This is a genomic window from Nocardia sp. NPDC003482 (genome assembly GCF_053588115.1).
The window spans coordinates 419,336-443,997 of sequence record NZ_JBSFPI010000001.1; the positions used below are offsets into that span (position 1 = coordinate 419,336).

The 24,662-nt window shown below is 70.9% G+C and carries 19 protein-coding genes; 12 read left to right on the forward strand and 7 right to left on the reverse strand.

Translation table 11 applies throughout. The features are described from left to right. Window positions 1-57 precede the first annotated feature (57 nt). The 4 genes from ACWDSJ_RS01995 (at window position 58) to ACWDSJ_RS02010 (ending at window position 2,453) form a co-directional block, all read left to right on the forward strand. Entirely contained in the window at window positions 58-483 is a 426-nt protein-coding gene (locus tag ACWDSJ_RS01995) for an SRPBCC family protein (RefSeq protein ID WP_387357621.1), read from the forward strand. Further along, entirely contained in the window at window positions 476-925 is a 450-nt protein-coding gene (locus tag ACWDSJ_RS02000; protein ID WP_450028805.1) for a MarR family winged helix-turn-helix transcriptional regulator, read from the forward strand. Before ACWDSJ_RS01995 ends, ACWDSJ_RS02000 begins: the two co-directional genes overlap by 8 nt. Window positions 926-1,006: 81 nt before the next feature. Continuing rightward, on the forward strand, window positions 1,007-1,645 hold the full coding sequence (locus ACWDSJ_RS02005; RefSeq protein ID WP_450028806.1) for a maleylpyruvate isomerase family mycothiol-dependent enzyme: 639 nt from the start codon (window positions 1,007-1,009) through the stop codon (window positions 1,643-1,645). 148 nt (window positions 1,646-1,793) lie between these two features. After that, window positions 1,794-2,453, forward strand: a complete 660-nt coding sequence (locus ACWDSJ_RS02010; RefSeq protein ID WP_450028807.1) for a hypothetical protein — start codon at window positions 1,794-1,796, stop codon at window positions 2,451-2,453. A 30-nt stretch (window positions 2,454-2,483) separates the two neighbouring features. Here ACWDSJ_RS02010 and ACWDSJ_RS02015 read toward each other — a convergent pair whose 3' ends face one another. Next, on the reverse strand, window positions 2,484-3,659 hold the full coding sequence (locus ACWDSJ_RS02015) for an MFS transporter (RefSeq protein WP_450028808.1): 1,176 nt from the start codon (window positions 3,657-3,659) through the stop codon (window positions 2,484-2,486). 95 nt (window positions 3,660-3,754) lie between these two features. Here ACWDSJ_RS02015 and ACWDSJ_RS02020 point away from each other — a divergent pair, with 95 nt between their 5' ends. From ACWDSJ_RS02020 to ACWDSJ_RS02030, 3 genes are all read left to right on the forward strand, one after another. Next, window positions 3,755-4,315 (forward strand): TetR/AcrR family transcriptional regulator, encoded by a 561-nt coding sequence (locus tag ACWDSJ_RS02020; RefSeq protein ID WP_450028809.1) that lies wholly within the window; start codon window positions 3,755-3,757, stop codon window positions 4,313-4,315. A 99-nt stretch (window positions 4,316-4,414) separates the two neighbouring features. Continuing rightward, on the forward strand, window positions 4,415-4,888 hold the full coding sequence (locus ACWDSJ_RS02025) for a hypothetical protein (RefSeq protein ID WP_450028810.1): 474 nt from the start codon (window positions 4,415-4,417) through the stop codon (window positions 4,886-4,888). Next, the gene (locus tag ACWDSJ_RS02030) at window positions 4,888-8,550 is read left to right on the forward strand and encodes a tetratricopeptide repeat protein (RefSeq protein ID WP_450028811.1); all 3,663 of its coding nucleotides are present in this window, start codon (window positions 4,888-4,890) and stop codon (window positions 8,548-8,550) included. The genes ACWDSJ_RS02025 and ACWDSJ_RS02030 overlap by 1 nt, the downstream gene beginning before the upstream one ends. A 24-nt stretch (window positions 8,551-8,574) precedes the next feature. On the opposite strand, the gene ACWDSJ_RS02035 is transcribed toward ACWDSJ_RS02030, so the two are convergent. Together ACWDSJ_RS02035 and ACWDSJ_RS02040 are read right to left on the reverse strand one after the other, a co-directional pair. Beyond that, entirely contained in the window at window positions 8,575-9,606 is a 1,032-nt protein-coding gene (locus tag ACWDSJ_RS02035; protein WP_450028812.1) for an SEFIR domain-containing protein, read from the reverse strand. 3 nt (window positions 9,607-9,609) lie between these two features. Further along, the gene (locus ACWDSJ_RS02040; RefSeq protein ID WP_450028813.1) at window positions 9,610-10,458 is read right to left on the reverse strand and encodes a DUF1707 domain-containing protein; all 849 of its coding nucleotides are present in this window, start codon (window positions 10,456-10,458) and stop codon (window positions 9,610-9,612) included. A gap of 223 nt (window positions 10,459-10,681) precedes the next feature. Here ACWDSJ_RS02040 and ACWDSJ_RS02045 point away from each other — a divergent pair, with 223 nt between their 5' ends. Further along, complete coding sequence (locus tag ACWDSJ_RS02045) at window positions 10,682-12,496, forward strand: SEFIR domain-containing protein (protein ID WP_450028814.1); 1,815 nt, start codon at window positions 10,682-10,684, stop codon at window positions 12,494-12,496. 9 nt (window positions 12,497-12,505) lie between these two features. Here the strand turns inward: ACWDSJ_RS02045 and ACWDSJ_RS02050 are convergent, their stop codons facing one another. Continuing rightward, window positions 12,506-14,818: an NB-ARC domain-containing protein gene (locus ACWDSJ_RS02050; protein ID WP_450028815.1), complete on the reverse strand. Its 2,313-nt coding sequence runs from the start codon at window positions 14,816-14,818 to the stop codon at window positions 12,506-12,508. Between the two features lie 129 nt (window positions 14,819-14,947). On the opposite strand from ACWDSJ_RS02050, the gene ACWDSJ_RS02055 reads away from it, so the two are divergent. Genes ACWDSJ_RS02055 through ACWDSJ_RS02065 form a run of 3 tightly spaced genes read left to right on the forward strand, consistent with a single transcriptional unit; the run spans window position 14,948 to window position 16,574 of the window. Beyond that, window positions 14,948-15,247 (forward strand): hypothetical protein, encoded by a 300-nt coding sequence (locus ACWDSJ_RS02055; protein ID WP_387357632.1) that lies wholly within the window; start codon window positions 14,948-14,950, stop codon window positions 15,245-15,247. Window positions 15,248-15,269: 22 nt separating this feature from the next. Beyond that, the gene (locus ACWDSJ_RS02060; RefSeq protein WP_387357633.1) at window positions 15,270-15,662 is read left to right on the forward strand and encodes a hypothetical protein; all 393 of its coding nucleotides are present in this window, start codon (window positions 15,270-15,272) and stop codon (window positions 15,660-15,662) included. A 24-nt stretch (window positions 15,663-15,686) separates the two neighbouring features. Further along, complete coding sequence (locus tag ACWDSJ_RS02065; RefSeq protein WP_450028816.1) at window positions 15,687-16,574, forward strand: tetratricopeptide repeat protein; 888 nt, start codon at window positions 15,687-15,689, stop codon at window positions 16,572-16,574. Window positions 16,575-16,580: 6 nt separating this feature from the next. Here the strand turns inward: ACWDSJ_RS02065 and ACWDSJ_RS02070 are convergent, their stop codons facing one another. Both ACWDSJ_RS02070 and ACWDSJ_RS02075 read right to left on the reverse strand, forming a co-directional pair. Then, window positions 16,581-21,605 carry a hypothetical protein gene (locus tag ACWDSJ_RS02070; protein ID WP_450028817.1) on the reverse strand — a complete coding sequence of 1,675 codons (5,025 nt, stop codon included), beginning with the start codon at window positions 21,603-21,605 and terminating at the stop codon, window positions 16,581-16,583. 43 nt (window positions 21,606-21,648) lie between these two features. Further along, the gene (locus tag ACWDSJ_RS02075; RefSeq protein ID WP_387357636.1) at window positions 21,649-21,819 is read right to left on the reverse strand and encodes a hypothetical protein; all 171 of its coding nucleotides are present in this window, start codon (window positions 21,817-21,819) and stop codon (window positions 21,649-21,651) included. Window positions 21,820-21,997: 178 nt separating this feature from the next. On the opposite strand from ACWDSJ_RS02075, the gene ACWDSJ_RS02080 reads away from it, so the two are divergent. Next, window positions 21,998-23,233, forward strand: coding sequence for an SEFIR domain-containing protein (locus ACWDSJ_RS02080; RefSeq protein WP_450028818.1), 1,236 nt, complete (start codon window positions 21,998-22,000; stop codon window positions 23,231-23,233). Between the two features lie 40 nt (window positions 23,234-23,273). Here the strand turns inward: ACWDSJ_RS02080 and ACWDSJ_RS02085 are convergent, their stop codons facing one another. Then, complete coding sequence (locus ACWDSJ_RS02085; RefSeq protein WP_450028819.1) at window positions 23,274-24,662, reverse strand: carotenoid oxygenase family protein; 1,389 nt, start codon at window positions 24,660-24,662, stop codon at window positions 23,274-23,276.

The following is a 24,662-nucleotide window of genomic DNA, read 5'->3' on the forward strand; positions in this document are numbered from 1 at the left end:
TTGATTGTTGCCGCAGCAACAGAATACTGTTGCTGTAGCAACAACCAGGGAGGCGTCATGATGTACTCGTTCACCGAATCCGCCGTCATCCGAGGCGATCTCGACGCGATCTGGGCGGTGGCCACCGATGTGGCGCGGTGGCCGGAGTGGGATCCGCACGAGCAGAAGGCTCGGATCGATGGGCCCTTCGAGGCGGGCACCTCGGGGTGGGTGAAACCGAAAGGGGCTCCGGCGGGGGCGTTCACGGTGACGGCGGTGGAGCCGAAGCGGTCGTGGACCAGTGAGGCCGGGATTCCGTTCGGGAAACTGCGCGGGCACCGGACCTATGAGGCGCTCGGCGATGGCACCGTTCGCGTCGCCGAACGGGTCGAGATCCACGGTCCGTTCGGCCCGCTGTTCCACCTGATCTGGGAGAAGGCCATGCGGGCCGATATGCCCCGCACCTTCGCGGCCCTGGAGGCCGAGGCAGCCCGCCGTGCCTGACCAGCCGCGCGGCCCGTTGGAGAGCCCCGGCTTCTGGCTCCACCACGCCGCCCTGGAATGGCGGGCCACCCTCGAACGCAATCTTCGGCCGCTCGCCCTGACCCCGACCCAGTTCAACCTGCTGGCCTCCATCGGCTGGCTCGCCCGCCACCACGGCCCGCCCACCCAGCAGCAGGCCGCCGATATGGCGGGCACCGATCGCACCATGGCCTCGCGCGTGATCCGCACCCTCGAGGACCGCAACCTCCTCCGCCGCAACCCCGATCCCGCCGACGCCCGCACCGTTCGCCTCGAAGTGACCTCGGAGGGCGCCGATCTGGCCCGGCGCGCCGTCCGGATCGCCGTGGCCACCGACACCGAACTCTTCGGCCCCCACGCCGCCGCCCTGCGAGACCGGCTGCGGCCCATCGCCGTTCACCGTATCCAGGGCTACCCCGGCTGACGGTGGAACCCGCGAGGCCGATGAATTCGTCTCCGCTCCTCCGTCACCATCTCGGAACTACGAACTCGGAGGTTTGCTCTCGTGCCGGACGTCATCTCTCGCGACGAACTGTGGGCGCTCATCCACACCGAAAGGTCGGCCCTGGCCGAGGACCTCGCCGGACTGACCGAACCCCAGTGGGCCGCACGGTCGTTGTGCGGGGAGTGGACGGTGGAGGAGGTCGTCGCCCATCTCACCGCGGGTGCGAGCAACGGCCGCGTCCGCTGGCTGCTCAGCGTCGCCAGGGCCCGGTTCGACTTCGACGCGCACAACGCCCGGCAGGTGACCGTGCACCGGGGCGCGACTGCGGCGGAGACCCTGGACCGGTTCCGGGCCGTGGTCGGCAGCACCGTCGCCCCGTCGGGGCATACCGCGGCATGGCTGGGGGAGGTGGTCGTCCACGGTCAGGACATTCGCCGTCCGCTCGGGCTGACGCGCGAACCCGCGCTCGAGGCCACCACCGCGGTCGCGCGCTTCTTCGCGAGCCGGGATTTCACCGTCGCGAGCAAACGCGCGATCGACGGTCTCCGCCTGGCGGCGACCGACGGTCCCTTCGCCACCGGAACCGGCCCCCTGGTCACGGGACCGACGCTCGCCCTGACCATGGCGATGGCCGGTCGCCGCGCCTACTGCGACGACCTCACCGGCCCCGGTCTGCCCACCCTGCGGGAACGCCTCTGAGACCCGTTGTCCGACCGGGTGATCCGCGGTCGCGGTGAGTAAGGGGCGGCGTCCCCGGGCTCGATGGCAGACCGACCTCGAGCGAGCGGGCTGCGTTCGGCGTGCCGGTGCCGGACAATGGCGTTGCATCCCACGCCCGGAGGAATTCATGAATACCCGCCCCGCACTGATGGTTTCGATCGCGCTGCTGGTCCTGGTCGGCGGCTGCGGCCAGCAGTCGGCGCAACGGCTCGCCCGGCCGCCCGCGACCGCGCAGGCCGGACCAGCGCTGATCGATGCCGCCCCGGTCCCGGTCGGACCCGGCCCCTCGGGGACCTACACCGTTCAGCCGCAGCCCGCGCCCGGTAGCTGCCACTCCCGCACCGCGAGCAACGGACAGCCGCTCCCCGATCCCGCCTGCACCCCCGGCGCCACCAATCCCGCGGTGACACAGGACAATATCGACAGCACCATCTGCCGCGGCGGCTACACCTCCTCCATCCGCCCGCCCGCCTCGATCACCGACCGGGAGAAGGACGCCAACGCCAAGTCCTACGGTTACACCGGCAACCTCCACGACGCCGAATACGACCACCTCATCTCCCTCGAACTCGGCGGCGACCCCAACGACCCCCGCAACCTCTGGGTCGAACCCCCCTCCCCGGGCCACAAACCCGGCAGCGGCCCGAACAACCCCAAGGACACCGTCGAGAACCAACTCCACGAACTGATCTGCAAACACACGGTCGGGCTCGGCGACGCCCAGAGCGCCATCGCCGCGGACTGGACCACCGCCCTCGCCCGGCTCGGCCATCCCAATGGCAAGTAGTCACCGAAAAGCGTTGCGCCGCCGACGTATTCAGCGCGTCCGCAGCGGGATCAGCGTCGAGAGCGTGAGCACGATCAGCAGGACGGCGTAGCAGGTCGCCGTGGTGGTCAGGCTGATGTGGGTCGCGACGACGCCCGCGGTGACGGCCGGGATGCAGAAGGCGAGGTAACTGAGGACGTAGAAGGCGGCGACGAGTTTGCCGCGTTCGGTCGGCGGCGCGAGCGGGAAGACGGTGCGGGTGATGCCCTGGAAGCTGGCCCCGAAACCGATCCCGGCGATCACCGTTCCGGTGAAAAGCAGTGTTGGCGAACCGCTTTGGATGGCCGCGACGGTGACCGCGATCCCGATCGCCAGCGCGGCCGCCGCCGCGCGCATCACCCGGTCGGCCGCGACCCCGCGCAGCAGCCAGATCGCGGCCGCGCCCACCCCGGCCAGCGTGAACACCAGGAGCCCACCGAGCAGGATCGAGGTCGAGCCGGTGACCGCGCGGACCAGGCTCGGGCCGAGGGACAGGTAGAAGCCGCTCAACGCCCACGCCGCGATGTCGAGCAGGGCGGTGGCGGCGAACGCGGTGCGCGCGGGGGCCGGGACGCCGACCCTCGGGCGCAGCGCCTGCCGGGCCCCGGGCATCCGCGGCGAGGTCTCGGGGACCAGGATCGTGCCGATGGCCTCGATCGCGAACAGCACGATCAGCACCAGGTACACCGTGTGCCGCGGCCACGGCAGGAACTGGACGAGCGCCGCGGAACCCAGCGCGCCGACGGCCAGTCCCGCCACCGGGGCGACGCTGTTCACCAGCGGCCCGTGCGGTCGTTCCGCGTCCAGAATGGCGGCGGCGAGCGCGCCGGTCGCCGCGCCGGTCGCGAGGCCCTGCACCATCCGCGCCGCGATCAGCAACGGCACCCCGTCCGCGGTGCTGAACACCACCATGGCCACCACATCGAGTCCGATGGCGGCCAGGATCACCGGGCGGCGCCCCACATGGTCGGACAACGACCCGACCGTGAGCAGCGCCAGCAACAGGCACACCGCGTAGACGCCGAAGATCACGGTCAACATGCCCGAGGAGAACGCCCATCGCGCCTGGTAGACGCGGTAGAGGGGCGTCGGGGCGCTGGACGCGGCCAGGAACGTCAGCATGGTCGCCGCGGGCACGACGGTGGCCAGTCCGGACGATATGCGCCGGGTGGCCGGAGCGATCAGCATGGAGAACTCCCACATCGACTAAAGCAAAGAGCGTTGCTTTAGTAGACGGTACACGGAGCCGGAGTTAAAGCAAATACCTCTGCAATAATGGTCGCATGTCGGCCACCACACCAGCCCGCCGGCCGGGCGGGCGCAGCGCGAAGGTCCGCGACGCCGTCTACACCGCCGTCGGCCAGCTCATGGGCGAGGGCAAGGCGGACCGCATCACGATCCCGCTGCTGGCCACCCGCGCCGGGGTCAACCCGACCAGCATCTATCGCCGCTGGGGCGACCTGGACGCGTTGCTGGAGGAGGTCGCCGTCGCCGCCCTCACCAAGGACGGCGACGAACCGCCCGACACCGGCTCACTGCGCGGCGACCTGTCCGCCTGGGCCGGAATCGTCATCGACGACATCACCCAACCCCGCCGCACCCGCTACCTGCGCGCCATGATCTCCGCCCGCGACGAGATAGCCACCTGCCCGTGCTGGGAACAGCGCCGCACCCAGGCCGCGACAATGCTGGACCGAGCCCGCGCCCGCGGCGAACGCACCCCCACCGAGCAACAGGTCCTCGATCACGTGATCGCCCCCATGTACCACCACGTGGTCTTCGGCCTGTCCGCCGACCGGGAGTATGCGGAGCGACTGGTGTCGGACGTGCTCATGATGGCGTAGGGCCGCAATCCGGTTGCGGCCCAGGCCAGTACACGCGACCGGTTCGTCGGCTCCCGGTACACTCGGCAGTCGATCACAACGAGCCCGGGCGGGGAGGTCGTGAGTACACCAGAGATCGATCCGGACGACCGGCGTAAACACCTCGACTACCTGCAGGCGGCCATCACCCGGATGGCGGCGGCGTCGGCGACGACCAAGGGCTGGCTGCTTCCGGTGGTCACCGCGACCTACGGGTACGCGCTCACCAAGCGGGCGGATTCGATCGCTCTGCTCGGGGTCGGCGCGGTCGTGTTGTTCGCCGTGATCGACACCAACTATCTCGACCAGGAACGCGCGTTCCGGCGGCTGTACAACGCGGTGGTCCGGGGGACGCCCGCGATTCCGGTGTTCGAGATGGATCCGACGCTCGCCGCGCCCCCGGCGTCCCCGGTCGGCGCGGGCCGGTGGCGGCGCGTACCGACCAGGCTCCGACAGTGGTTGCCCGCGTGGCGAATCTGGACGTCGTGGGCGATCGCCCCGCTCTACGGCGCGCTGCTCGTCATGGGGCTGGCGATCTTCGTCGGCGTGCACTGATGGTCGCGAGCGGGGCCGACGTCTTCGTCAGCTATCGCACCCTGGATTCTCGATACGGCACCGCGGACGCGCACGAATACCTGGTTCAGCGATTCGGCGCGTCCCGCGTGTTCCTCGATTTCGCCTCCATGGACCCCGCCGCGCCCTACCCCGACGAGATCCGGGCCGCCCTGGAGCGAGCGCGCGTGCTGGTGGTGATGATCGGCCCGAACTGGGCCGGTCGCGCCGAGGGCGCGGCCAGGGGTGCGATCGACGATGACCGCGATTGGATCCGGCGCGAGGTCCGGCGCGCGCTGGAACGCGAAATCCCCGTTCTGCCGGTGCTTTTCGACGGCGCGGCGATCCCCCTCGAGCTGCCGCCGGACATCGCCGAACTCCGGCTGCGCCAGGCCCTGACGATCGGACACAAAACCCTCGCCGCCGATCGGGCACGACTCGCGGACACCGTCGTCGGCCGCGTACCCGAATTGGCCTTGCCGGACCTGTTCGAATCACCGGTCGAACTCCCGGCGACGCCATTGCCGAGCGAACTGCTCCGGCCCGAACATCGCGTCGTCGACTTCGATCCGTTGGACGAGCTGTACGACACCCTGCGCGCGTGGCTGTCGTCGTCGGCCCCGCTCGAGGTGCGTCTGGTCGTGGGACCGGGCGGGCGCGGGAAGTCGCGGCTCGCCGCCGAACTGATCCGCTCCGGCGAAAGTGCCGGAATGCACGCGGGATTCGTCCGCGCGGAGTTCGCCCCCGTCGTCCTCGAGCGCATACGCGTGGTGCGCGGTGGTCTGCTCCTGGTCGTCGACTACGCCGACTCCCGCCCCGGCGATGTGGTGACGATCCTGAACGCCCTGCTCGATCGCCCCGCCGATCTCGGCCCCGCGCGGGTTCTCCTGCTGGCCCGTTCGGCGGGGGAGTGGACCCGGGTGCTCGAGCGGCACGAGAACCCGGCCCTGGCCGGTCTGGCGGCCGACCTGATCTCCGCGCGCGCCGGACGGGTCGAACCGGGCGAACGACGACGGGAGCGGTTCCTGGCGGCGGTCGAGCGGTTCGGCGAGCACCTCGGTGTGGCGCCGGATCGGGCGGGCGTGCCGGGCGATCTGGACGACGACCGCTACGACCAGATCCTCGATCTGCACGCCGCGGCGTTGGCGGCGGTGCTGGACGTGCGGTATCCCGATGCGCGGCACGGGGATTCGCGCGCCCGCACCGACCCTGTGCTGCGCGTACTGCATCACGAGGAGCGGTACTGGATCCGTTCGGCCCCCCGACACGGCCTGCCCGCGCGTCCGGAAGAACTCCGGGTCGCCGTCGCCGCCGCGACCCTCGCGGGCGCCGAGGATCGCGGCGCCGCTCGCGCGCTGCTGTCGGCGCTGCGGCCGATCGGACCGGACGAACCGCGCCTTACCCGGCATCTCGCGTGGCTGACGCAGCTGTATCCCGGTGCGGCCGCGCTCAATCCGCTGCGCCCGGACCGGCTCGGCGAAGATCTCGTCGCGCTCGTCCTCACCGACGGCGAATACGCCTGTCCCACCCTCGCCGCCGACCTGTCCCCGATTTTGGACGCCCGGCAGGTCTTTCGCGCCTTCACCGTGCTCGCCCGCATGGCCGACCGGCACCGGGACGTGAGCGTCCGGGCGATGGCGGATCTGCTCGGCGCCGAGACCGCGAGCCGGGTGGGGATCGCGATAGCGGTGGCGGCGCTGACGGGCGAACCGACGCTGGCCGCGGTGATCGGCGAGTTGCGCGGCGGCATCGATCTCTCGGAGACGATCGTGGCGAACCTGCCCGACACCAGTCTCGCCCTGGCGGAACTCGGTGCGGCGCATACCGAGAGGCTGCTGGCACACGAACTCGGCCGGCCGGATTCCGATCCCGAGTTCGTCGCGGAGCTGCGGCACAACTTGGCGCAGCGGTTGTCCGAGGTCGGTGAGCGGGACGCCGCGCTGGTCATGGCGGCGGAGGCCGTGCGCGACTATCGGGCGCTGCCGCGCGGGCCGCTGGTGACGTTCGAATTGGCCGGGGCCCTCACCCTGCTGGCCGGTATGCACGGCGATCTGGGGCATCACGACCAAGCGATCGAATACGCCGAAGAGGCCGTGCGGCTTCTCGACGACGCGACCGTGGCCGCCGCGGTCGAGCCCGGCGAATTCACGAGGACGCACGTCACCGCCCTGCTGGCGTTGGCGGACATGGGTCACGAGCTGGGTCACGACGACAGGGCCGCCGAGGCCGTCGAGAAGGCCGTCGCGATCCTGCGGACGGCGCCGGAGACCGCCGACTCGGATCCGGATCGGCGGGAGCGGCTGGCATTCGCCTCGGACCTGGCGGGCTCGGTGCACCGCGACCCGGCGGCGGCGTTGCGGGCGACGCGCGACGCGGCGGACATGTACCGCGAACTCGACGCCGAGAACCCCGACCGGTATCGGGACTCGCTGGTCCGGGTCCTCGGGAACCTCGCGGAAGCCCACGGCCGCCGGGGCGATTGGCAGGCCGCCCTCGACGCCGGAGACGAGGCCACCGAACTCGCCCGCGCCATGATCCGTCGCTACGGCGAGAAACACCTTGTGGCCCTGGCGACTTCGCTCAACAACGCGGCCGTGGCGCTGCGCAGGGGCGGGCACCCGGATCTCGCGCTCGCCCGATACGACGAGGCGGACCCGATCCATCGGCGGCTGTCCGACCGGATTCCGGGGGTCCATCTGCGGACCTTGGCGGACGCGCGCACCAACCACGGCAACGCGCTGCACGACACCGGACGGCACGCCGAGGCGATTGATGCCTACGAGGAGGCGAGCGAGATCTATCGCAAGCTGTCGGGTCCGGATCGCGCGGGGGTGAACGAATCGCTCGCCGACGCCCTGGTGGGCGCGGCACTGGCTCGGATCGCCCTGAGCGACGACGACGAAAGTCTGCGCGCCGCATGGAGTTTGGCGAACGAGGCCGTCGACCTGCTCGAAAACGTCCGCGACACCCCGTCGCCTCGCCCCTTGGCGGCCGCACTGCACCTCGCGGCGACCATCGCCCGCGATCTCGGGATGACCGAATCGGCCGAGCGCGACGCGGCACGCGCCGCCGTGCTGCTGGAACGCGCGGTGTCCGGCTCCGATCCGCTCGATACGCGTTCGGAATACGGTGCGGCACTGCATCTCTGGGCGTGCACGCTCGACGAACGCGGTGACCACGATCACGCGGCGGCCGTATTCGGGCGCGCGATCGAGGTCTACCGGGACCTCGGCGACAGTGCCGACCTCGCCGACACCCTGGTCGACGCGGGGACGTGCGAAAGCGAACGTCCGGGCGGAACCGATACCGCGCTCGAATTCGTCGTCGAGGCCGTCGGCCGATATCGCGCCCTCGTCGCTGAAGGCGGCGACCCCCTCGCGCTGGCCCGCGCCCTCAACAACCTGGCCGACCTCTACCACGACAGCGGGGAACCGGACCGTGCGCGCGCCTGCGCGGCGGAGGCGGTGTCCCTGTGCGAAAAGCATTGTGCGGAACCCGAACTCGGCGTCTACGTCCGCATCACTCACGCCTACGCCGTCCATTCGCTCGATGCCGCGGCCGCCGCGCGCAGTCTCGCGGCGGCGTCGGATATCGCCCGGGGGGACAGGGCGCTGCGAGCAGTGGTCCGGGAGGCGGCTGATGAACTCGGTATCGATCCGGGCTGACGTCCGCTCGGGGTCGGCCGGGCATCACTCGAACAGCGTCGGGTTCCCCCAGGCGAGCGCGGGCAGTTTGCTCGAACGGCCCACGGCCGCGATCGCTCCCGCGAGCATCGGGTTGGCGACCGTGTCGGGGCGGTAGGCGACGAGCTTCAGGCGGAGGACCCCGCTGATGTCGTAGCGGATCTTGGCAGGTCGGCCGTACCCGACTTCGACCTGCTGTTGGGCTTCGCCGTCCAGGAAGACCTGGAAGTAGCCGAGCTGTCCGGCGTCGGTGGCGTCGTCCAAAATGCCGACGACGGATTCGAATTCGCGAAAGGTGCGGCGCAGGGTGAATTCGATGGGGCTGCGGGGGTCTCCGCAGAAGGCCGCGCAGCGGTGCACGATGCTGTTCCCGTAGTGGATGCCGTTGAGATCCGCTCCGGTGAGGCGCAGGTCGGCACCTCGGACCACGGGTTCCAGTGCGACGGTGAGCAATCGGGCCTTGCCACGGCCCGAGGCCGCGTCGCGGGACTGCTGACGGGCGAACGTCGGCCCGACATACGTTCCGCGGGGCGGGGTGGGATGTTCGGCGACGCCGCTGAACGCCGCGAGCAGATCGTTGACGCCCTCGGTGGTGAATTCGCTGATCGTGTAGCGGGTGGTGGAGTGGGCGAGGAGGAAGGTCGGGATCTCGTCGATCGAGCGTCCGGGAAGCACGATCGGGAGGATCCGGCGCGTTTCCGCGCGCAGGTCCCGGGTGAGGCCGTCGCGAATGATCGCGGCCTCGAACTGCGCGCCGCGGCCCTCGTCGGCGGCCGCGGTGCCGTCCGCGCGGCGCTTGTACTCGGGGGAGGCGATCACCAGAACGAAATCGGCCGATTCGAGTTGGTCCATCGCCCACAACGACCAGTCCCGGCGTTCGTAGTCGTCCCACACGTCGAGGCGGACGTCCACCCCGGACTCGGTGCGGAGGAAGGTGCAGAATTCGCGCACCAGACGTTTGTGTTCCTCGGTGTCGTGCGAGTAGGAAACGAAAACCCGTGGGACGCTCGTCTCCGAGGTGTGATCCGCGCTCACCATCGGCTACCGGGTCGCCCGCAGATCGCCGAACACCGCGTCCGAATCGCCACCGCCACTGAGGTCGGTCACCTGGAGACGCAGGCGCAATGGCTTGTCGAATTCGAGATGGATCGGAACGGTGGCGCCGAGTTTCACCGTCTGGTCGGCGACGACCACCCCGTCGGCGTAGATCTGGAACTGCATGGCGATGTCACTGGGCGTGGAATCGTCCCGGACCCCGAGCACACCGTCGAGTTTGGTGAACTTGCGTCCGAGGTCGTATTCGACGAAGGCCAGTTCCTTCCGATAGGGCTGGATCATGACCGATCGCGTGTAGGGCGTGCCCGACACCGTGCCGGGGCCGGTATTGAAACTCCAGTATTTGCTACTGGACAGAATTTTGAAGTCCATCAAGTATTGCACCGCGTCGGTGCTGACACCGGCCGCGAGCGCGGTGGTGCTCGACGCGGACGTGGCCGTGGCCGTGGCCGATCGGGTGGTCGTGGCGGTCTCCGCGGTCGAGGACGCCGTGGTGGTCACCGCGGCCGCGAGTGTGGTGGCGGCCGCGGGAAGGCTTGTCTGCGAGGGTGATTCACGTCGCGCCAACACCACCACCGCGCCGATCAGCACGACGCAGGCGACACCGAGCGTGCCCGCCACCAAGGGCCACCGGCCGCGCCGTGCCTCGGCCGGTGCCCGAAGATCGGCGAACACCGCGTCGAGATCCGCCTGGGTGGTGGCATTCGCGATCTTCTGGGACCGCAGATCGAACTCCTGGAAATCGATTCGCCCGGCGGCGTGATGGTCGTTCAGAAGTCTCAGTGCGCGTTGTCTTTCGGCCGTCCCTATGCGAGGCGGCGGGTTCTCCTGCATTCGGGGGAGTGTAGTGCAGTGGCGAGCGAATGCGAGTCCATTGCAACAATGCCAGCTGGTCGGTTCGCGAATTGCTCGCATTCTCATGCCTTTTGGGGGGATGAGTCACCCACTTGATCCGATACCCGGACAGGTCGCGAAACCCCGGCTAGGCTCACCGAAACGGGGACGATCTCCGGCGCCTCCGCGGCGTCGGAACCCGCCAGCAGTACCGGGAGCCGAAATGGCCGATATCGCCTTGCGACTCGACGGGTCCGGAATGGAACCCGGCACCGAGGGCGAGCAGTTCTCCGTCGGCACGATCCGCGTGACTAGGCCGCGGGTCCGGCCGATCCGCGACGCGCGGGACGAATCCGGTCGCGCCGCATATCTTCTCGAATTCGACTTCGAGCTGGAAATCGACCGTGCGGTGCGATTGTCCTGGTTCGAAATCGGTCTCGCCCTCGACGCACCCGGTGCGGCGGCGGTGGTCGACGCGATTCCGCGCACCACGCTCGAGCCCGCGAACGCGCGGGCCTACGGGGTGGACCGCCAGCTGCGGTTCGGTCCGGGCGAGACGGTGTCGCTGCCCGCCGAAGCGGCGACCGTCGATGTGTTCGGGCTGGGCGGCCGCCAGGTGCGGTGGCGCCACAGCGATCTCGCGGCGACGGGGAGCCCGGTGGGACGGCATGCCGCGGCGTCGACGGTCGTCGTGCCGGTCGGTTGCGCGGAGCTGGCGGTGGTGGTCTCGGCGCGCTTCGACCTGTCCGCGGCGGACCGAGCCGAGCGCACGCCGATCGCCGAGCAGACCGTCGTGCGGCTCGCCCTGCCGCGCGGGGACGACGCGACGGCCGTGGTCGCGGCGGGCGATCGGCCGAATCCGGCGACGCCGCGACCGGTGCGGGTGTTCGTCTCCTACGCCCACGACAGCGACGAGCACATCGAGGCGGTCCGCCGCTTCGCCGAATTCCTCGCCGAGACATGCGGATTCGATGTCCACATGGATCGCTGGGATCTCGATCGGCGGCGGGACTGGTACCTGTGGGCCACCGAGCAGCTCGGCGAGGCGGACTTCGTGCTGATCGTCGCGTCACCGCGATGCAAGCTCGTCGGCGAGGGCCGCGCGGACAACCTGGCGAACCGAGGCATGCAGTCGGAAATGGCGTTGCTGCGCGAATGGCTGCACGCCGACCGCGCGACCTGGACGCGGAAACTGCTGCCCGTCGTCCTGCCCGGCGGATCGCCGTCCGACCTCCCGGCGTTCCTGCAACCGCAGACCGCGGACCACTATTTGGTCACCGAGTTCACGATCGCGGGTGCGGAGGATCTGCTGCGCGCGTTGACCGGTCAGCCCAAGGATCGGCAACCGACCCCGACCCCCCGGCCGCTGGTCCTGCCGGGCAGACCGCGGATCGCACCGCGCACTCCGGCGAAAGTTCCGACGCCGCAACCGGATTCGGCTCCCGAGACACCCGCCCCGCCCGCCACGACCGTCGCGCACCAGGGCATCGCCACGGGAGCGATCACGGCCGGGGGCTCGGTCAGGATCAGCAACAAGGTGGTCGAGGCGGCCCGGAACCACCCGGTGCTGACCCTCGTCGTCCTCGTCGCCGTCGTGGGCGCCGTCCTGTTCGCGCTGCGGGCCGCCACCGGGGGGAACCCGTCGACGACCGCGGGAACCGTTGGCGCGGAATCGGTTCTGCCGATACCGCCGGGCACGGTCGCGCCCGCCAGCGACACGAGCGGCGGGCGGGGCATCGAGGTCGGCCCGTCGGCCCTGGTCGGGACGTGGACCTCCTCGGACGGCACGGAGGCCAAGTCGTTCACCGAGAACGGTGGCCTGTGCGACGGCTTCTTCTACTCCGGCGGTCGGCCGCTCGACATCGGCGGCCCCGCGTACTGCACGCTGTCCGCCAAACCCGACGCCGCGAATCGGTACACGCTGCTCGTGCGGCAGAGCGTCAACAGCGGACGGTACCAGGTGGTGTTCTCCTCGAAAGACCATGCGGCGGTGTACGATTCGAATGGAACCCCGCTCTACGAGCTGAGCCGATTCTGACCCTGGGCCTCAGTCCGCGGTGAGCGGGCCCAGCCGTTCGAGTTCGGCGAGCACCCGCTGCCTCCCCGGCATGTCGTGCAGCGTCGAATACCCCGCCAGGGCGCACAGCAGATGACGATGCGCTGCGGCCGGATCGTCGCGGGCGATGGCGACGAGACCCAATCCTTCGTGCCCCCGGGACTCCTCGAGCACGCTGCCCGCCGCGCGGCCGACGTCGACGGCGCGTTCGAAGGCCGCGTGCGCCTGAGGGAGTGCGGCCAGGCGCCGGTACGCCTCACCCAGTTCGGTGCACGTCATCGCCTCGTCGATCCGCAGGTCGTGGGTCGCGAACAACTCCAGCGCATCGATCAGGCGGGGTACCGCCTCGGCATGGCGGTCGAGGGCGATCTCGATCGAGGCGGTGTCGCGCATCAGGATCGCGTGGTTGCGCACACTGCCCCGCTCCGCGATGTAGGCCAGCGCGCGCAGGCTCTTGCGCAGCGCCTCGTCGAGTTCGCCGCGGTACACGTGCACCCAGGCGTGGTGGGCGAGCGCGATGTGCTCCCCGTGACCGTCCCCGACCTCGGCGAACAGTTCGCGGGCCCGGACGTACATCTCCTCGGCCCCGGCGTGCTCGCCGCGGCGGAGCAGCGCCAGCCCGAGATTGTTGCGCATCACCGCCTCCGCGTACCGGTTTCCGGCCCGCCGCGCGGCGGTCATCCCGTACCGGTGCACGGTCGCCCACAGTTCGATGTCGTTGGTGATGAACGCGTAGCCGCGCAGCGCGAACGCGAGCTGCCAGCACTGCTCGTCGCGGCCGAGGTCGTGCGCCGCCCGGGCCGCGGCGATCATATTGTCGCGCTCGGCGCTCATCCACCGCTTGGCCGTGTCGTAGTCGGGTCGCTCGACGGGCTCCGGGGCGGGCGTCATGCCGACCCGATGCCGATGCGGGGTGAGGACCCGATCCGCGGCGTCGGCGCGCGCCAGATAGTGCTCGATCACGCGGGCCGTCGCCGCGTCCAGGTCGCGGCGCGCGAGCCGCGCGGTCGCCCGTCGCCGGACGAAGGCGCGCACCAGATCGTGGAACCCGTACCGGGCCGCGCTGCTGGATTCGAGCAGATTGACCTCCACCAAGTGGCGCAGGATCTTTCGGATCGCCGCGGGCTCGACCCCGGCCGTCGCCGCCGCCGCGGCGGGATCGAAATCGAATCCGACGTGCGCGCCGAGCAGCGTGAATACCTGTGCCTGCTCGGGGTCCAGCCGCCGCACCGAATGTTCGAAGAGGTCCTCGAGGTCGCGGTCCCCGTCGTAGAACACCTCGATGCCGACCGTGCCGTCCGTGGGCTCGGCGGTCGGCCACGGCTCGGAGCGCACCAGGGCCGCGGCGATCCGAATCGCCATGGGCAGGCCGTGGCACTGCCGCGCGATCTCGGCCAGTTGCCGGTCGCTCGGTCGGTGCTCGGGCGAAAGATCCTGGGTCAGTTCGCGAATCAGGCCCGCGGACTGCCGCGCCGAGAGCGCGTCGAGCCGGACGTGCACCGCGTCGTCGAGGCCGTTGAGGTTGCTCCGGCTGGTGATCAGCACCCGGCTCGGCCCCTCCGCGGGCAGCAGCGGCCGAATCTGATCGGTGTCCACCACATTGTCGAGGATCAGCAGGATCCGCCTGCCGCGCAGCTGCTCGCGCAACAGCGCCGCGGCCTCGTCCGCGTCGGCGGGGATCGACCGCGCCGCGATACCGCTCTGCCGCAACAACTTTCGCGCGGCGTCCGCCGCCGTCACGGGCACGTCCGTGGCGTAACCCCGCATATCGACGAACAGGCGGCCGTCGGGGAAGCGATCCTGGAGCCGCCGCGCGGCGCGGACCGCGAGCGCGGTCTTGCCGATCCCGCCGAGACCCGACACGACACACGCGACGCCCTCGCCGGGATCTCCGCCGAGCGCGGTGAGGATCCGGGTCAGCGGCAGTTCGCGGCCGACGAGGGTGACGATGTCGCGCGGCAGGTCCGGGGCGTTCGCGCCCGGCGAACCGGCGGCCGCGCCCTTGTCCCGGACCGAGCGTTTGGCGATCTCGACGCGGTCGCGCAGGGCCACCAACCGCGCCGCGTCGCGATCCTCGATCTTCAGTTCCGCGAGGAGTTTGTCGAAGATGTCGGCCTTGGGCAGGGTGGTGCCCTTGAGATAGGCGTAGACGCTCCCGGCGGAGACGCTGAGCCGCTTCGCCACCTTTCCCCGATTCACCGAACCGTGCGCCTTCTCCGCGCGCAGCACCGAATAGCTCAGTGCCGCAATGTATTCGCGGAACAGGACATCGGCGTCCTCGGCGCCGAGCTCCTTCTCGGCCACTTCCACACCTCCCGCGCCGTCGGCCGACCGAGTGCAGCGTATTCAAGCGCTTTCCAGTCGTCCAGGGGCTTGAAGCCGCCGGCGTGGTCCAGTGGTCACACCGTATTCGGTACCCGAGAGGAGTCGATCATGAACCGGCACAGCGGATTTCCCGCACCGATCGTCGCGGCGTTCGTCGCGGCGGGGGTGCTCGCACTGACCGGATGTGGTGGTTCGTCCCACCCGGCCGCGAGCGCGGGCGGGGAGACCACCTGCAAGGACTTCACCGCCGCGAAGTCGGCGACGAAGGACGAGATCATCCAGAACTATCTGCGCGGCATCGGCAAGGACACCAGCCGCGGCAACGTCGCCACCACCAGGCTCTCCGCCGAGGCGTTCTGCCGAACGAGCGGGAAGAACAAGCTGGTCCGGGACATCACGACCGGCTGAGCACGGGAATCGGATAGGGATCATGGAGTTTCTGTTCATCGTCATCGTCGTCGCCTTCGTGGTGAGCCTCGTCTCCGGCGTGGTCCTGAGCGCCGCGGCGCGCAAGCAGCTCGAGACGTACTCGAAGGCCCCGCGAAACCGGGTGCGCGACACCGTCGTCGACCATTTCGGCTCCGTCTGGTGGCGCGACGTGGAGGGCCCCGGCGATTTCAACTACCAGGCGCGGGGATTCGGTCTGGCGTCCGCCGGACTGCGGCGACCGGTCGTCTCGATCGATGTCGTCACCCTGGACAACGGCAACACCAGCGTGGCCGCGTGGATGTCGGCGTGGTCGCAGCGCATGGGCATCGTCGGCTGTTGCGACCGCGTCTATTTCAAGCGCCGCGGGCTGATCAGGAAGATCGAAGCGCTCTAGCTTCGGGGCGGAAGGAGAACCGAGATGGAACCACGCTCCGGCACCGGCGGCCGCGACTGGGCGGAGATCGCGCAGGAGTATCTCGCCGGCGGCGACGACACCCAAGCGCACCGGGCGGCCCAGGAGGCGACGAACCAGCGGCCCGACGACCCCGTCGCGTGGCACCTCCGCGCGCAGGCGTCGTTGAGTCTGGGCCGGCAGGCCGACGCCTTGTTCGAGGTCAACGAGGCGGTTCGGCTCAGCCCGTACGTGGCCGAGTTCCACGCCACGCTCGGCGACGTGCGCTGCGCGGAACAGGATTGGCCGCGCGCCCGCGAGGCGTATTCGCGGGCGCGGGAACTCGATCCGGCGAATCCGGCCTATGCTGTCGGGGTCGCGACGACCCTCGTCGACGACCTCGACACGGCCGTCGCGCTCTGCGAGGAGGCCGTGCGCGAGCATCCCTCGAACACCTACTTCCGGGAGTGTCTGGTGGCGGCGCTCGCCGATTCGATCACCGAGGGGTGGAGCGAACTGGCGGACGGCGATCGCGCGATCACCAACGCGGCGCAACTGCGGCACGCGCGGGAGCGGCTCGCGCGGATAGCGACGGTGGACCTGTCGGAACCCGAATTCGAGGAGGTCCGCGCGCACCTCGACGAGATCCGCCGGATCACCGACCGGGCCGAGCGGGTGCGGTGGTACGGCTCCGACCACATGGCCGCGTATCTGGGCGGCATGGCGGTCGCTGTGGTGGCGTTCCTCATCGGAACCGGTTCCGGCAGTGGCGGTCTCGCGTTCCTCGCCGTTCTCGTCGGGGTCGGGATCGCCGCCGTCTACGTGGGGCGGCATCGGATGGCGGGGTGGCGGTGGACGCGGCGGCACGTCACCGACAGCGTGCGCAGAACGGGTCTTCAGGACGGCTCGGGCTGAGGCCGCTCACCGCACGTCGACGACGACCGCGCCCTGTTCGGTGATCACGACGATCGAGCCGTGATCACCGCAGGCGAGGTCGTTGATCGGCGCGCCGAGGCGGATGGGGCGGGGGTCGTGCGGGTCGAACGGCCGCAATTCGAGGATGTCGCCGCGGGCCAGTACCAGCCCGTGCCCGGGATGCGTTGTCAGGGCGGTGATCTCGCCGGGCCTGTCGACGCGCCGGGGGTCCCGGCGCCCGCGCAGCCGTCCGAACCAGGGCCGGGGCAGCAGCTCCCCGAGCGGCCACTCGAGCAGGAGGCCGCCGGTGTGGGCGACGTAGAGCACCTCGTTCCCGCCCGCGGTCGCGGCGAACAGGCGGGTGATCGGCAGTTCGCCCGTCGACTCCCAGACCTTGCGTCCCGTCGGCAGATCCCACGCGACGATCGTCGGGGAGAGCACACCCGCCACGAACGCCGTCGGCCGCCCGCGCAGCAGCACGGCGGCGACCACGATCCGATCGGTGGTCCCCGCCGGGACGGGGTTCTCGATGTCGGCGCCGAACGGCTCGCCGGATTCGAGGTCCACCGACCGCAGCGCCCGTTTGTCGCCGCGCACCACGACGAGCCGATCGCCCAGGGGCAGCACGTCGAGTTCCGCGGCCTTGTCGTTGACGGTCTCCCACGCCGGAAGCGGCGACATCGTGCGCGCGTACCACGCCTGCACGCCGAGATAGCCTGCGGCGAGGACGATTTCGTGGTCCGCGGCGGTGACGGTGCGCATGGCGGTCAGCCGGGATCGGGAGGGGACCGGGACGTCCACCCGCGCGCCGGTGAGGCTGTCGCGGCAGACCACCTTCGCGGCGCTGGAGGCGACGACCACGACCCGGCGACCCCGGTAGGTGGCGACCGTCCCGGCCGAGGGGTTGGCCGGATCGGTGTCGATCAACGCGTGTCCGGTCAGGCCGTCGACGCATTCGAGGGCCCCGTCCGCGCCGCCGATCACCACGGCGAGCCGCCCGCCGGAGGCGGTGACCGCCACGGGAATCCGGTTGACGAATCCGAGCCCCACCACGCCGATCGGTCCGGCGGGCGGGAGGTGGGTGTCGAGTTCGCGCACCCACACCTCGCCATTGTCGCCGACCACCAGCAGCGCCGGGCGACTCCCGTCCGCGGCGATGCGGCGCGCCGCCCGAATCCTCGCCGGAAAGTGCTGTGCCGCATGGGTTTCCCGGCGCGTGCGGGCGTCGATCACCCGCACGGCGGCGACCGCGCCGGGCCGGTCGGAGGTCGTGGCGACGATCAGGCCGGGACGGTCGCCGAACACGGCGACGCCGACCACGCTGTCGTGATCGACCGTGCCGCCCACGACCTCGGGGACGAGGCCGCCGACGATGAGATCGACCGCGGTGCACCGCGTCCGATCGGCCACGACCGCGACGGGTCGGCCGTGCCAGGTCGTGATCACCAGGCCGCGAATGTTGTTCATCCCGGTCGCGGTCGCCGGTCCCACGGGCGACCCGGTCAGCGGATCCCACGCCCGCACCGCGCCCTCGTTGTCGGCCGCGACCGTGATCGGATCGGGGCCGAGAACGGTGACATCGAGCGCGACGATCCGATGCTCCAGCCACATCCACGCGCTCCGGTCCGCGGGCCGGGGCACCGTGTCCACGCCACCGTCGACGTCGCCGGTGACGATCAGCGGTCGTCCCAGATGACTCGTGACGGCCAGCGCGGTCACGGTCGTGCGGGTCGGATAGCTGTCGTCGAGCAGCGGCGGCCACCCGCCCCGGCCGCCGCGTTCCAGATCCCAGATCCGCACGCTGTGGTCCCCGCTGCTGGTGACGATCAGGGACGCGAATTCGCCGGTGCCCGCGGCGATGTCGACGATCCGGTCGGTGTGGCCGACCAGCGCCGCCTCGGGGGCCGCCGCCGCGGAGACGTCCCACTGGCGCAGCGTGAAATCCATTGCGGCCGTGAAGGTTCGGAGCCGGGTGCCGACCTCGCCGAGCGCCAGCGCGGTGATGCGACCGGTGTGCCCGAGGTAGGGTTCGCCGAAGCGCGTGCCGCTGCGGATGTCGGTCACCAGGGTGCGGTGGTCCGCGCCGGTCGTCACCGCGAGGGCCTGTCCGTCGAGGCGGCCGACGGCGACGGCGGTGACGCTCTTGGTGTGCCGCGCCAACTCGCCGAGGAAGGCGCCGGTGCTCAGATCGTGCAGGCCCACCGAGCCGTCGAGATGGCCCACGACCGCCCAGAGGATGTCCTGGTTCGCGACTCCTCGCGCGTCCCGGAAGGGGTGGAGGACATCGATCGCGGTGGGCGAGCCGACCTCGAGCACGAGGGTGGTGAGGACGGTCCCGTCGGACAGCGCGACCACCCGCACCCGATGGTCGTCGTCGGCCGTGACCAGGACCGGTCGTCCGGCCAGGGACGCGGTGACCATGGCGGTGGTCTTACCCCCGGTCTCGATCGTCCGGATCTGCGTGCCGGTCGGGGGATGCCACACCCGCAGGCGGGGTTCGTAGGTGGCGGTGACGAGTTCGAGCCCGTGCGGTTCGCGGACCAGGTGTATCGCGACCACGCGTCGCGGGCCGTCGGGCGGCCCGGGCAGGGCCGTCGGGCGGCCCGCCCACTCTCCGGATTCCCCGCCCCGGTAGCGCAGCACCCCGATCTCGCCCGTCCAGGTGCCCAGGGCCACGTACAACGCGCCCTCGTGGATCACGGCGTGCGTCGCGGAGATGCGGTTGTCCCTGTCGTCCGAGGCGAACAGCAGCGCCCGTTCGCGACCGGTGGCCGGATCGTGGATCGCGATGGTGAACTCACCGGCGGCGACGAGGATCGGCGTGCCGTCGAGGGTGAGCAGTGCGAGGTAGTGCTCGGCGGTTCCCGGCACCACGTGCGCCGGACGCTGGGTGTTCCACCAGGCCCAGCGCGCCCGCCACGGCGCGGTGGCGGGGCCCTCGCCGATGAGCCGATCGATGTGGGCGGCGTCGACCCGGAACTTGTGCAGCGCCAGCCGAAGATACTCCCGATGCTCGGCGATCGGGTAATCGGTTGCGCGGCGGTCGAATTCGAGCACGGCGCGGACCGCTCCGGCGATGCTCTCCAGATGTTTCCCGGGTCGCCGGATGCGGTCGAGGACGACGAGCATACGGTGGATCTGGCTCTCGCCCAACATGATCGTGCGTCCCGAGCCGGGCGCGCTCGCGTCGATGCGGTCGGCGAGGACGGCGAGCAGCCCGTCGTCGTCGCCCCACACCGCGCTCACCAGGTACTCGCCCAGCCGATCGGGTTCGAGTGGGGCCCAGACGGTGTGCGGATCGGGATACAGCTGGGCGAGCCAGTCGACGATCCGGCGCACGTCGGCGTCCGCGGCGCCGCTCGACGCGGGCAGCGCGCGCACCAGCCCGGCGGCCTGGTCGCGGGTGGCGGCGCCGAAGAGGGTGAGCCCGGCGACGGCCTCCCGCAAACCCTCCGGGGGCAGCGGCACCGAATGCGCCGCGGCGGTCCGTTCCCAGTACCGGGTCTCGTGGTCGAGCAGGATCCGCTCGACCGAGGCGCCCGCGGCGCTGTCCACCGAGTCCGGGCTCGCCTGCAACAGGTCCGACAGGGCCTGTTCGTGGAGGGTCAGCGCGTGCCGGTACCTCGGCTGGCGCAGGAAGTCCGGCGGCCGCAGCCCGGACGCGAGGGCGGTCCAGTCCACCGTGTGGTAGCCGCTGAGATGGAGCATCCGGGAGGCGAAGGCGCGCACCGCGTTTCGATACATGTCCGGGACCTCGCGCGCGCTCGGGGACAGCGGTTCGAGCGCGAGCGGTTCGGCGGTGAGGTGCAGGGTTCGCGCGAGCGTGTCGAGTTGCTTCCACAGGGCGTCCGGGAACCGGGCGACCAGCAGCAGGCGGACGGGCGCGGTATGGGTCCGGTCGCGCTCGGCGCACAGCTGCAGGATGCGCACGACGGGATCGGCGGTGCGGGCGTCACCGCCGCGCCAGGCCTCGGCGTAGTCGATCACGAGCAGTACCGGGACCCGGCCCGCGGCCAGACCGCGCCGGACCTCGTCGCGGCCCAGCGCGTCGCGCATCTCGTCCAGGTCGGTGACCGTGACGCCGCACGCCCAGCCCCGGCTCTGCCGGTCGCGCAGCAGTTCCAACGCCAGGCGGGTCTTGCCCTGGCCGCCGGGCCCGTGGATCAGCATCACGCCGACTCCGGTGCCCGCGCACCAGCGTCGCAGCCGATCGAGTTCACGCTCCCGCCCGTGGAACGCGACGACCTCGTTCTGGGCGCGCAGGAGATGCACCGGGGAGACCGGGACCGGTGGCGGCGGGAAGGGGGCGAGCCGGATCAGTTCGACGGCCTCGATCGACAGGCGGTGCCGTCCCTCGGCGGTCAACGCGCGGCGAAAGTCCTCGCGCGCAAGGATTTCGGTGATCGGCTCGACGACCAGCCTGGCCTCGCTCCACCCCCGGGCGGCGCCGACGACCACGCCGACGAGCAGCCCGGAGGCGAACACCGCCGCGCCCGCCATACCCCGCCACGGGCCGCGGTCGCCGGTCTCGGCGGTCGGCGAGGTCGGCAGGGAGCGCGGCGCGGCGCTCACCTCGAACTCCAGTCGGCCCAGCACGGCCCCGGAGCCGCAGGCGATCGTCCCGACGGCGGGTTCGATCTCGCGGAAGTGGTTGCGCCGCTGGGCCTCCGGGAAGCCGTGGGCCTCGGCGGCGACGGTGCCGCTGCCGGTGATGACGCGTCCGGGGCGCAGCGGTTCGGCGTGCGCGAGTTCCTCGGGCAGATCGCCGTCCAGGCGCAGCACGGCGGCGTCGAGGCCGTCCGCACCGGCGGTGGTGCACACCACGCGGGCGGGCCGCGGCCGGGCGTCGCCGAGGAATCGGATCATCGCGTGACCGTGCGCTCGCGGGAGCAGGCTCCCGGCCGTGAGGACGGTGCGCGGTCCGACGAGACAGCCGGAGCCGTAGGACAATTCGTTGTGTCCCGGGGCGATCACCTCCACCACGCGCGAGGCGTGCGGTGCCGTCGTCGCCCGGGTTTCCGCGCTCGTCATCCGCCGGTCGTCGTTCGTCGCGTGGGGGCGGTGGCCGAGGCGTTCAGGCGCGGCCGGGGTTGACGTGCCGGAACTTGCGCAGCGCGTCGGACTCGCTCTCGTGGTCGGTGTACCACGACACCGTGCGACAGCTGTCGCTACAGGCGATGCAGAAGATGCCGCTGCCGGGCTGTTGTTGCCGACGGCAGTGCCCGCAGTAGTAGACCTCGTTCATGGTTGTCGCTCCTCGGATAGCGGTGTGTGCGTCCGGAACCGACGATAAGGGCGCCGATCGCCCCGGCGGCGTGCTCGAACGTTCAGCGGATTTCAGAGGTTTCCAGTCCCCGCCCGCGGACGCGGTCACGGGCTGCTGTCCTAAATGTGCCCCCAGTCCGCGATGAAGGAGTGCGCCCGTGCCGACCGACGACCGAGTCCCGCCGTCCGCCGAGTCGAATTCCGTCGCGCTCCTGCTCGACGAGAGCGGCGGCGGAACGGATCTCGCCGAGCCGCGCCGAATCGCTCTGGGCGCGTTGCGGATGCGGAGCTGGCAGGTGTTCCCGGTGCCGCCGCGGCCGGACGGGTTCGGCGCGCACGATCCGTACCTGCTCGAGATCGATTACGAGCTGACGCTGGAACCGGGCGGGCCGCCGCTGCCGTGGTTCGAGGTGTCGTTCGGGCTGCGGGTGGCCGGGGGCGGCGAGCCCGAGGTCGTCGACGCGATTCCCGGCTGTGTGCTGGAAACGCAACGACCGCGGACGTATGCGCTCGACAGCTACCTGACCTTCGTCCCCGGCGACGACATCGCGCTGTCACCGACCCAGCCGATCGTGGACGTGTTCGGCACCGGCGGCCCCGAGGTCCGGTGGCGCTACACCGCTCCTACCGACGCCGGGGTGCGGCCGGGCTCGTACACGGCGTGGGCGAGTCTCGTCGTGCCCGAAGGGTGTTCGCGGCTGACCGTCGACGTGCACGCCCGCTTCGACCTCGACGCCGGCTCCGCGTTCGCGCGGCGCTACGCACCGGTCTCCGAGCCGACCCGGCTGGACCTGGACCTGAGCGGGTCCGGCCGGTTCGGCGGAACGCTCGCGCCCGCCGCGGGGTCCGCGCCCGCCGCGCCGGCGTCCGTGCCGAGGGTCTTCGTCTGCTACGCGCACGACGATCCCGAACACGCGACCGCGGTGCTGCGATTCAGCGAATTCCTCGCGGGGACCTGCGGTCTCGACGTGCACATGGACCGGTGGGATCTCGACCACCGCCGGGACTGGTACCTGTGGGCGATCGATCAGATCGGCCGGGCCGATTTCGTCCTGGTCATCGCCTCACCCGACTGCAAGGCCGTCGCCGACGGCCGGACGGAGAACCTCGCTCATCGCGGGCTGCAATCGGAGCTGTCGGTGATCATGGATCGGCTGCACACCGATCGCGCGGCCTGGCGGCGCAAGTTGCTGCCCGTCGTTCTCCCGCACCGGACGATCGACGACATCCCGCTGTTCCTGCAGCCGGGCATCGCCGATCACTTCCTCGTCTCCGAGCTGACCGTCGAGGGCGCGGAGGACCTGCTCCGCGTGATCACCGAGCAGCCGCCCTACGCGCGCCCGCGACGCAATTCGGCCGTCGTGCGCCTGCCCACGAGACCGACGGCGTTCTGATTCCGCACCGCGATCGAATACCTCTGGGAGACAATAAAATTCACCTTTCCCGGCTGTTCGGGCGGGTGCGGAGCGCGGTGTCCACGGCGTCGAGGTCGCGGCCGTCGATCCAGCTGCTGTGGAAGCCGGAGGGGATGCGGCAGGGGAGGGTGACGGTGGCGACCGCGTCGCCGGTGGGATCGGTGGCGTCGAGGATCATCAGGCGGCTGGTGTCGTGGTCGGTGTCGTAGATCAGGTGCAGGAGCCAGCCGTCGTCCTCGGCGTCGCCGCGCGGGACGAACAGGGCCTCGGTGGGGACGGCGCCGGATCCGTAGTCGCGCACCAGGGTTCGGCCGGTGGTGAGGTCGTGTTTCATCACGCCCGTGGGTTGGCGGTCGGCGATGTCCTCGGGGGAGCCGGTGACGGCGTAGTAGTAGCGGCATCCGGTGGTGGTCGTGCGGGGGTGCGAGCGGGGGAGTTCGTTCATCCGGTCGTCGAGTTGCCGTTCGGAGATCCGGCCGGACGCGAGGTCGATCTCCCATTCCCACAGACAGCCGCCGCCCCCGGCCAAGGGGTCGTCGGAGTGGTCGAACATGCGCTCGTACCGGATGGCGCGCAACGTGATTCGCTCCTCCCGCTCGGTGGCGGTGACGGTGTGCAGCACGAAGCCGGGATCGATCGGGAACCAGCGCAGCGTCGCGTTGCGGCGCGAGAGGACGCCCAGCCGGGGCTGGTGTTCGTGATCCCAGCGGTAGGGCAGCTGACCGCGAATGGCCACCGAGGGCCGGAAGCGCACGGGCGAGTCGAAGAACAGGGCGTGATTCTCGGTGAAGGCGACGTCGTGCACGAGCGGGCGGCCGCCGAAATCGACGCGGTCGCGGCGCTGGACGACGCCGTTCCCGTCGACCTCCACGTATTCGCCCCAGGTGAGCAGCGGGGTGTGCGCGATCATCACCAGCCGCCCGGTGCGCGGGTCGATCTTCGGGTGCGCCGACACGCCGTGGCGCAGCCCGTGCCGCAGATCGGTGTACTCGACCGTGTCCAGCGTCGGCGTCAATCGCGCCGGGAGGCAACCCGTTTCGACCAGCGCCAGCAGCAGATCGCCGTGGCAGACGACATTGGTGTGGACGACGTCGCTGAGGAAGTGCCGCGGGCCCGGCGGCCGCGGTTCGGCCATCTCCCGGCACACCCGGCGCGAGCGGATCCAGCGATTGCGGAACCATTCCGCGCCGCCGCCGCGCAGGCGGACACCCGCGACGTGCCCGTCCTGCCGGAACCACGCGTAGTGCCGTTCGCGGTAGCCGACGGGCGGCACCACCGGATTGGGGCCGATGTAGGTGAACAGCCCGTCGAGTTCCGCGGGGACCGAGCCCGTGACGGGCAGCCCGAACTCGGTGTGCTCGGTGTAGATCGGCGCGTACGCGTCGAGAAGGTAAGGGCTGGTGGACAT